The organism is Streptomyces atriruber (genome assembly GCF_001418325.1).
Taxonomy (GTDB): Bacteria; Actinomycetota; Actinomycetes; order Streptomycetales; family Streptomycetaceae; genus Streptomyces; species Streptomyces atriruber.
This window is the reverse complement of the sequence record NZ_LIPN01000686.1, coordinates 1-2,493: the sequence shown is the minus strand read 5'-3', so window position 1 is coordinate 2,493 and position 2,493 is coordinate 1. Positions and strand designations below refer to the sequence as shown.

Below are 2,493 nucleotides of genomic sequence, written 5' to 3'. Positions count from 1 at the left end.
CGACGCGGTCCGCCTCGCCGCGTTCCACCCCGGCCTCACGGGCCGCCGCACCTTCAGCCGCCAGTTCGCCGAGCTGGCCAGGGCGGTGGGGAGCACCCCCGCGGAGCTCTCCCGGGCGTCGGCGGCCTGGCGCCAGGGCGGCGAGGCGGGCCTTGCGGTCCTGGAATCCCCCTGGGACCCCCCGGCGGGCCCCTTCGACCGGGCCCGCGGCGCCCTGGTCGCCGCCGACCTCCCCCGCATGACGATCCACCGCAACCACCTCACGAACGCGGAGGGCACGCTCCAGCTCCGCTACGGAACGGACGGCCGCTGGTATCCGTACCGGAGCGAGCCCGGCGGCGGCGACTGGTGGCCCGAGGGCGAGGCGGACGTGGATCCGGTGGGGGCACTGGCGGACGTGGCGGAGGCGTAGTTCACGCCCGGAGGTGCGCCAGCAGCTCGTCGCCCGCCGGATAGGGACGCTCCTCCGGCAGCAGCCGGGTCGCCGCCGCCACGCCGTCGTCGCTCCCGTCCCGGACGAGGCCGTGGATCTCCCGTGCGCGGTCGGTGACGTCCGTGATCGAGACCGTCCACTCGTCCGCGAAGCGGCGGGACGCCTCGCCGGACAGGCCCAGTTGGAGGGAGCGGTGGGGGAGGGCGGTCAGGTGGAGGTCGCGCTCCGGGTCCCACTGGACGCGTGCGGGGGAGCGCCGCAGGTCGCGCTTCCAGGCGGCCTGGTCGGGGTGGAGACCGCGGACGTAGTGCGAGAGGCACGCGTGGCGCAGCGCCCAGTCGAAGCCCTCACGGGTGATCTCCACCGCCAGGACCGTCTGCTGGCCCTCCTTGGTGGCCCAGCCGCAGCGGTACATCATCCAGAGGAAGGACGGTTTGATCCAGGTCATGCGGTCCCGCTTCCAGGCGGCGGGAAAGCGTCCGGTGCGCGCCGCGGGCACGCCGAGCTCCGGGGCGTACGCCTGGTAGACGGTGATGGTCGTGTCGGTGTGCAGGGCACGGATCCGGTGGTTCATGGGGGTTCAGCGTGCCGCCGCGGGTGACGGACCGCCAGCGAATTACGGCCGCCGGGTGCGGCCTGCTCGGCCCCTCCGGTCAGAAGTCCACCCGGGTCCGCTCGTCCAGCCGAGCCACCGAGTCCTGCGCGAACTTCTTCTCGTAGTCGCTGCGGATCTCCTCGATCTGGACGTCCCGCTTGCGCGCCTCGGTCGTCGGGTACAGCAGGATGAGTTCGTACGAACGCTCGCGCTCGATCCTGCCGTTGGAGTCGCGCCACTGCCCGCGCCCGTCCTGGACGGTCAGCCCGTCGGGGAAGCCCGGCGTGACCTCGTCGTCGATGAAGGCCATGAACTGCTTGTCGGTCACCGCGGGCCCGCCGTCGGGCCGTTCCGTGCCGAAGAAGAGCCGCGTCTCGGTGAAGGGCTTGCCGCGGGCGACGGTCGACGCCGCGGCCGAGGAGGCGGGCGCCGGCTTCGCCTCGTCGTCCAGCGAGGCGTAGGCGGCCGGAGCACCGACGGCCAGCACGGCGGTGGCCGCCGCGGCCACGGCGAGCCGGGTGCCGGAGATGCGGGGGAAGCTGAGGGCCATGGGGGTCCCTTTCCGGGGAGGGGGTCGGGGCACCGGCTCGCGCACGAACGGGAGCCGTGGATCCGTGACGGCGGCAAACCGTAGCGGACCCGAGGGCGCCCGATGCCCTTCTTCCGGTGTTATGGCCTGTTTGGCCCCATGTCGGTTTCACGCGGACGTGACACGCCCGTACCCAGCCGGTACGTCCTGAGGTCCCGCCAGCCCTTCCCCGGACCGTCCGCGACGATCAGATGGACGCTGCTGACATGGCTGGTCAGCGGGAGGGCCGGGGCGAGCCTCGACTCCAGCGCGTCGTAGGCGGCTTCGCAGGTGTCCGGGCCCTCGTCGTTCGCCAGGGTGAGGTGGGGTGCCAGGGGCGGGGTGAAGATGCCGCGGTACGGGATCGCCCGGGGCCAGTGGTCCGTGAGGGACTCGGTGAGGGCACGCACGGGGGTCTCGGGGGTTGGTGCCAGGTACAGCACGCCCGGGTAGCGGCGGAATTCGCTGAACGTGAGGGTGAAGGCGGGCCGGGCGGCGAAGAGGTCCGTCAGGTCGGCGTGGGTGGACGGGGTGAAGAGGGACTCGTTCAGGAACGGGTAGAGCACCGTCACATGCGCCGGGAAACCGGCCCGGACCAGGGGGTTCGCCTCGGGGACGCGGATGGTCAGGGCCGTGTCGCCGGGGAGGTCGGGCCAGCCGTGCGACTCCGCCGCCCCGGCCTCCTGCGCGCGTTCGTGTGTCCCGGTGCTCACTGCGCGCGGCGCAGCTGTGCCGCGAGGTGGTGCTGCAACGGCTGTCCCACGGCGGCGAGATCGTGGGTGAACGTGAGCGTGCCGTCGTCCGCCAGCGTGTAGCGGCGGCGGGTCGCGGTGACGTCCTTGGCGGTGGGGGTGAGCGCCACGTCGTGGGTGGCGAGGTCGACCGTGCCGTCGGCCG

General features: G+C 73.3%; 4 protein-coding genes and 1 pseudogene. 1 reads left to right on the top strand and 4 read right to left on the bottom strand.

Going from position 1 to position 2,493, the window contains the following annotated elements:
- A pseudogene (locus AOK03_RS40075) lies at positions 1-412 on the top strand (SWIM zinc finger family protein); the annotation flags it as partial.
- 1 nt (position 413) lies between these two features.
- Here the strand turns inward: AOK03_RS40075 and AOK03_RS40070 are convergent.
- The 4 genes from AOK03_RS40070 to AOK03_RS40055 form a co-directional block, all read right to left on the bottom strand.
- A complete protein-coding gene (locus AOK03_RS40070) occupies positions 414-1,007 on the bottom strand; it encodes a DUF4291 domain-containing protein (protein WP_055570224.1) in 594 nt (197 codons plus the stop codon).
- 79 nt (positions 1,008-1,086) lie between these two features.
- The gene (locus AOK03_RS40065) at positions 1,087-1,578 is read right to left on the bottom strand and encodes a DUF3574 domain-containing protein (protein ID WP_055570223.1); all 492 of its coding nucleotides are present in this window, start codon (positions 1,576-1,578) and stop codon (positions 1,087-1,089) included.
- 119 nt (positions 1,579-1,697) lie between these two features.
- A complete protein-coding gene (locus AOK03_RS40060; protein ID WP_055570222.1) occupies positions 1,698-2,309 on the bottom strand; it encodes a 2'-5' RNA ligase family protein in 612 nt (203 codons plus the stop codon).
- Positions 2,306-2,493 (bottom strand): heme-binding beta-barrel domain-containing protein (locus AOK03_RS40055; protein WP_157869238.1); only part of this gene is annotated, 188 nt, incomplete at its 5' end. The genes AOK03_RS40060 and AOK03_RS40055, both read right to left, overlap by 4 nt.